The organism is Fulvivirga lutimaris (genome assembly GCF_009711525.1).
In the GTDB taxonomy this organism is placed as follows: Bacteria; Bacteroidota; Bacteroidia; order Cytophagales; family Cyclobacteriaceae; genus Fulvivirga; species Fulvivirga lutimaris.
The window spans coordinates 1-6426 of record NZ_SMLV01000224.1 but is presented as its reverse complement, the minus strand read 5'-3'; the positions used below and the strand labels follow the sequence as shown (position 1 = coordinate 6426).

5 protein-coding genes are annotated in these 6426 nt (G+C 37.8%); 2 read left to right on the top strand and 3 right to left on the bottom strand.

Features of this window, described 5'->3' with window-relative positions:
• On the top strand, nucleotides 1-2199 hold a 2199-nt coding region (locus tag E1140_RS02545; protein WP_221412611.1), incomplete at its 5' end, for a tetratricopeptide repeat-containing sensor histidine kinase.
• A 117-nt stretch (nucleotides 2200-2316) separates the two neighbouring features.
• Here E1140_RS02545 and E1140_RS02540 read toward each other — a convergent pair.
• The 3 genes from E1140_RS02540 to E1140_RS02530 form a co-directional block, all read right to left on the bottom strand.
• Nucleotides 2317-4677: a S9 family peptidase gene (locus E1140_RS02540; RefSeq protein WP_155178714.1), complete on the bottom strand. Its 2361-nt coding sequence runs from the start codon at nucleotides 4675-4677 to the stop codon at nucleotides 2317-2319.
• 109 nt (nucleotides 4678-4786) lie between these two features.
• Complete coding sequence (locus E1140_RS02535) at nucleotides 4787-4999, bottom strand: RNA-binding S4 domain-containing protein (RefSeq protein ID WP_155178712.1); 213 nt, start codon at nucleotides 4997-4999, stop codon at nucleotides 4787-4789.
• Nucleotides 5000-5014: 15 nt separating this feature from the next.
• Complete coding sequence (locus tag E1140_RS02530) at nucleotides 5015-6043, bottom strand: nucleoid-associated protein (protein ID WP_185153388.1); 1029 nt, start codon at nucleotides 6041-6043, stop codon at nucleotides 5015-5017.
• An 87-nt stretch (nucleotides 6044-6130) separates the two neighbouring features.
• Between E1140_RS02530 and E1140_RS02525 the strand changes: the two genes are divergently transcribed.
• Entirely contained in the window at nucleotides 6131-6343 is a 213-nt protein-coding gene (locus E1140_RS02525) for a hypothetical protein (protein ID WP_155178708.1), read from the top strand.
• Nucleotides 6344-6426: the final 83 nt, after the last annotated feature.

The following is a 6426-nucleotide window of genomic DNA, read 5'->3' as shown; positions in this document are numbered from 1 at the left end:
TCCTTATATTCAATAAAGCTATATGGGTATATGGGTAAAATTTTCCTATTCATCAGTTATTTAAGATTCTGGATCGCTCTATTACTTTTTATGGTTTTGTGTATCATTTCTCAGGCGCAGACGATTGCTCCAGAGAGTTTGAAAAGCAAATTGGCGCAGTTCGAGGAGAAAGACACAACCTACACCCTGCTACTATGTGAGTACGCCAAAACATTTGAAAATACCAGCTATGACTCGGTGTTATTTCATGCTAAAAAAGCCAATAAATTAGCCCGTAATCAGGACTATGAAAGGGGAGTTGGGTTTTCGCAATGGTTGATAGGCATGTCATATTATTACCTTGATAGAATTGATTCTGCACAAATTAATTTGGAGCGTGCTTTACCTTTTGCTGAGCAAAGCGGTGATAAAAAAATATTAGCAAATATTTATAATGGGATGGCGAATGTGGAGAGGTATCGAGGCAAGCGATCCTCTGCATTGACTTTTTATTTTCAGAGCCTGAGGATAAAGGAAACTGCAAATGATCTTCGAGGAATGGCTATTACACTGAACAATATAGCCAATGTTTATGCTGAGCTTGGCGACCGGAAGGGAGCATGGCCTTATTTTCACCGAAGTCTTACTATTAGAAGATCAATTAACCAAGAGTATAGTGCTTTGATGCTCTTAAGTGATATAGCCGAAAATCATTTACGACTCAACAACACAGATTCAGCCTTTTACTATTTGCAACGTGCTTTGAAGTTTGCGAAAGAAAGCCCTGACCCATGGAGTGAAATACCTGTTTATCATGGTCTTTTTGAATACTATATAGCGGTCAATAATGTTGATAGTGCAATGAATTTTGCTACAAGGGGATTAAAAGTTGCCAAAGATGCTGGTAGCATAGACAGGGAAGCAATGTTTATGCTAGATCAATGTCGCGTTCTAAATCGCACCAATGATTTTACCGCAGCTCTCAATATTTTAGAAAGCGCCCTAGCCTTGGCCAAGGAGGTTAAGCGCATGGATTATCTTAGGGACGGAGAGAAAATTCGCAGTGAGGCATTGGCTGGACTGGGAAGATTTCAAGATGCTTATAAGAGCCACCTTAACTATAAGATTCTAAGTGATAGCATGCAATTAAAGTCGTACAGTGAGACGCTTCGGGAGAATGAACTGAAATATGAACTTGAAAAGCAAAAATTAATAGCAGAGAATGAACGCATAGCTTTTGACGAATCAAGGAAGTGGTCCAATGCCTTACTCTGGCTAATTGTACTTGTTGCATTTTTTATCAGCATAGTAGCCTTTATGCTTTATCGTATTGTGAGAATACGAACAAAAGCAAACCGAAAACTCACAACAAAACGGAACATCATTGAAGAACAAAACAATGAGATACTGGCTCAGAATGAGGAGCTGCGTTCCCAACAAGATCAGATAACGCTAATTAATCAAAACCTTGAGGAAAAGGTATTGAATAGAACGAAAGAATTGCATGAAACTATCAATCGACTAACAGAACAAAATGAGGGGCTCGAACAATTCTCATATATTATTTCACATAATTTACGAGCACCTCTGGCACGGATAACAGGCCTTTTGAATTTGATGAAGATGCCGGATGTTAGTCCAGCACAATACTCGGAGTATTTCCAAAGATTGGAAGCAGCTGCCAAACAATTTGAAGAAGTAATCAGCGACTTGTCAGAAATTATTTCACTTCAAAAACGTTTTGATCTTAAGCGGGAGAAGATTGAGATTAAATCGCTGATTGAAAGTGTGATTGACTTATTAGAAACAGATTTGAAAGCGATTGATGCAAGATTGAATTTTGAATTAGGGGCTACTCATATTCTTACAGTACGCCCTTTTCTTCATAGTATTTTTTTGAATCTCATTTCAAATGCAATCAAATACCGTTCGCCTAAGAGAGGTCTTGAGATTACAATAGGGGCGCATCAGGAGGATGGAATTTGCCACTTTACCGTTAAAGACAATGGTATTGGTATTCCGTTAGATGAACATACTTCAAAGAAAATATTTGGACTTTATAATCGGTTTCATCCAACAATCGAAGGGAAGGGCTTTGGCTTGTATTTGGTAAAGACTCAACTTGATCTGATGGGCGGGCGAATTTCAGTTGAAAGTGAAGTGTCAGTAGGCACGATGTTTAGTTTTATTGTCCCCAATGAACAAGAGAAAACTAATTGAATTCTATATTAGATTAAAAACTTTCTTTTGAAGCGTTAAAAGAAACGAAAACAGCATGAAGTAAAAGCGCCAATGCAACACTTTGCATTGGCGCTTTATTACTAATCGTAATTGTAGTTATTCCTTCTGTAAGGTATTCTGAAATAACTCAAAGATTCTTCTGTATTCATCAGCCCAACTTGAGGATTCTACAAACCCATGACCTTCCATAGGGAATACGGCCATATCCCATTTGGTTTTACCAAGTTCAATCAGTCGTTGAGAAAGCCGAACTACATCCTGGAAATGCACGTTGGTATCCACCATGCCGTGAAGAATTAATAGGTTTCCTTTTAGTCCTTCTGCATAGTAAATCGGTGAACTTCTTGCATAAGCGAGGCTGTCTTGTACAGGGGTATTTAAGATATTGGCGGTATAGCCATGGTTATAATGCGCCCAATCAGTTACTGAACGAAGGGCAGCTCCACTTTTAAAGGTGTCAGGATATTTGAACATTCCCATCAGGGTGATAAAACCACCATATGAACCGCCATAGATGCCTATTCTCTCTGGGTCAATACCTTGCTGTTCAACCAGATATTTTGCTCCATCAACCTGATCGTCCATATCACGACCACCCATATGTCTGTAGATAGCTGTTCTCCAGTCTCTACCATAACCTCTGCTAGCTCTGAAGTCTATGGCCAGCACAGTATATCCATTATCAGCGAGCATATTATTAAACATGTATTCACGGTAGTAAGATGACCACCAGTTATGAACGTTCTGTAAATAGCCTGCACCATGTACAAAAATTACTGCAGCTCCGTTTTTCTTGCCCTCTGTAGGTTCGTACAGTGTTGCTGGCACGCTTACTCCATCACTAGCCTTAAAGTTGACGATTTTAGTATCGCGCCAGTTGTAATTTTTAAAAGCATCGGTTGTTGAAGTAGTAAGCTGTTCCATTTTGGCTCCAGCCTCATTTTTCATTAAATATAGCTCCCAGGGCTTGTTGATATAGCTATATCTTACTGCCAAATATTTTTCATCTGGAGAAACAGTTACTTCATGCCCGCCTTTTTGGCTTGTTATCTGCGTCATTTTACCACCTTTAACTGGCAGGTGATAAAAGTGATGTAAATGTGGACTTTCTTTGTTGCTCGTTATGAAAAATGTCTGTTTGTCATTAGACAGCTCCACATCTAAAATTTCAAAATCACCTTTAGTAAGCGCCTTTACTTTTCCAGTGTTTACATTGGCTGTGTATAAGTGTGCATATCCTGTGGCTTCAGATTTAAACCAGATGTTATCATTATCTAACCATTCAATGACACCAGGGGAAAACCACCCAATTTCAGGGCCACCAATCCATGCATCATCATGCTGACGGTCTATCAACTTCAAATCACCGCTGGATAAGTCAAGAGACATGATCCATCGGTCTTTATAATCATTGGACGTAATGTTAACTACGGCTTTGCTGTCATCAGAAAAGACAGGGTTGCCAATGTTTACTTCTCTGGGTTTTTCATACTTGTCTTTATAATCAGCAAGGTTCTTAGCATACTCTTTCAGGTAGGCAGGTTTGTCATATATGCCTTCGATGTTGTCTGTTTTAATTTGGTAAGCAGAGTCCTGCTTTAAGTCAAATATCCATGATTCGAAAGAGGGTAGAGGGCTGCCTACTTTTGGCCTTGCATTTAGGTCTTCTGTATAGCCTGATTCGGTTACAAAATCTGGAACAATAGTGCCTTTACGATCTCCAGCTTTCATAAGTTCATAAACAACATAGCGCATGTCAGGTGACATAGACATGTTGCTAATGAGCATATCACCAGTGTAAATTTCTTTGGGTCTTTTTGGAGATGTTTTATCCCGTCTGTTAGAGCGAGCATCACTTTCATTTTTACGTTTTTGAAGAATATCAAAATATTCTAATTCGTCTTTTTTTAACCACTTGTCCTGCTCAGAGGGCTTGTTTTTTCTTTCTTTTCCTGACTTGAAATTAGTGAGCTGTTCTACAGTACCTGTCTTTATTTGCCAGGAGAATAGATTGTTATCGTTTTTATAGACAATATATTCATCATTACCAGCAAATACCGGATCTGACTCACGAGCTATTGTATTGGTGATTTGAGTAATGGAATATGTGCTATTATCCATAAGGAAAATGTCGCCATTTTTATCATAAACTTTAAATGCACGTCCTTTTGAGTAATTGCCACGCTCGGTCATAGCTTTTTGCTCGTCAATGCTCAGTTTATGAATGTCTTTAGAACCAATAGACACTGCATAAGTGGAACTCAATGTGTCACCATCAGGATTCCAGTTAAAGTAGATGTTTTGACTATTATCTGACCAGCTGATACTCGATGGTAAGTGACCGATAAAGTCTTCGCCTTTCATTATTTCAGAAAGTGACAGTTGAGAGTCGTTTTTTACCTGACCAAAGGTTTGTAGGCTTAGGAAAAGTAAAGCAATAGAGGTTGATAGTTTCATTTGATATCTGTTTAACACAATACCAAGCTAGTATACATTAGATGCAATGGAAAAGTGTTTTATGTGGATGGTCAAATATATTTTGTCAACTTAGACTATGTAGGTCAGTTTATTCTACCTTAGCTTCATCATTTTGAAGTTTAACTGTATCACCGCAACGCATCTTTTTTCTGACTCGTGTTTCAACTTCACCATTTACAATAACGCTACCTTCCTTAATTATAGCTTTGGCTTCGCCACCACTTGCTACCCAGTTAAGCGCTTTCAGCAAGTTGTTAAGCTCAATGTATTCTTCGTCTTCCTTTAGTTTAAATATTTCCATTATAATGAGTCTAAGTTAATCCTCTTTTTCAAAGTAGATTTTGTAATACTTTCTTCCATTTTCATCTACACCCTTCTCTATTTTGTCCCTATCCCCATGAATATAAACATGGAAGTTTTTGTCCAGTTTTAATACACTTTTAAAAGAGCGCTGCATCTTCTTAACTGCTACCTCTGAGATAGTAAAGCTTTCAGGTACATTCATTACCGACAAGTGATCGTCAGTAAAGGTTTTATATGATTGTTTTAAACCTTCATCGTGAAGTACAGTATCTAAAAACTCATTCTTGTCATAAGTTTCAGTGTTTTTAAGATAGTCCATAGACCTATTGAGCAGGTCAATCTGGTCAGGTTTACTAATTTCAAACTCCTCTGATACCGTTGTTTTGATAAATTCCTTAGTCACCTTCATCAGCTCGGTAGTCTGATAAAACTCATTAGAGATCAATTCTAGTTGCAGGAAATCATCTATCCAAAACTTAGAATCACTTCTTGAACCGTTTTTATCAAATACTATTACTTCATACTCATTAAAGGTGACTCTTATTATCAGTGCTCCTTTATCCAGGCCATTTAATTCATAGCCTGTATCATGGGTTAGAGAGTAGTTTTTAAAGTTCTTTTCAATTTTAAGGAAAGGCACATTGGTCTCCGATTTAAAGATGCCCAAAGCTTTACACTTCATGCCTGAATAAGCAACATCTGAAAATGATACTACATTAAGCGCTCCTTCATTGATTTTAGGATGCTCAGAGTGGGAGTAGAGCAGTTTTGCAATGTCTTGTGATGCTTCAAGAAATGCTGCGCTATCATCAAAAACTTTTTGAGTGATATTGAGGACTTCATTGAGCTCAATGTCCGTAGGATGCGAAAAACGATACTTTTCATCTGTTTTAAGTACCTCTAAGAAGTATTTTAAATAGTATTCTTCAGACTCCTCATTGATGTCACTGGCCTCTTCAGAAAGGGTGTAGCCCTCGTCTCTCAACTTGTTGCCAACCTGGTGTGTAATAATGCTATTGATCTTGCTATCGGAAATAATCATTGAATAATTTTCTGTATTAAGCTGCAAATTTGATATATTATATGATAATGTCGTAAACATTATGAAAATGTAAACGTTTGCAAGACAGTGGATAAGCAACTTAAATTTTTAATGGACAATGGAACATTCGTTGGAAAACGAATGTATTTCTCTCAAAAGAGGCTATTGTTTGTTTTAAAAGGACAGTTCGTGGAGTTGATGTATGAGCCCAAAAAGAAAGAGGCCTCAGATGTTAAAATCAGACCTTTCGAATATGTTGTAAAGCACTACGCAGACCAAATCACCCTCCCTGACGACTGATTAACGCTTTTTGCAATTTTAGTGGAATTAACAAAAAGAAAGCTGCCAAAATCAGAGTAACCAACAACCTGTAAAAATGACAG

What these genes read in the sequence shown, in the direction of transcription:
- E1140_RS02540 (WP_155178714.1), bottom strand. Translation starts at nt 4,677, where the DNA reads ATGAAACTATCAACCTCTATTGCTTTACTTTTCCTAAGCCTACAAACC.
- E1140_RS02535 (WP_155178712.1), bottom strand. Translation starts at nt 4,999, where the DNA reads ATGGAAATATTTAAACTAAAGGAAGACGAAGAATACATTGAGCTTAAC.
- E1140_RS02530 (WP_185153388.1), bottom strand. Translation starts at nt 6,043, where the DNA reads ATGATTATTTCCGATAGCAAGATCAATAGCATTATTACACACCAGGTT.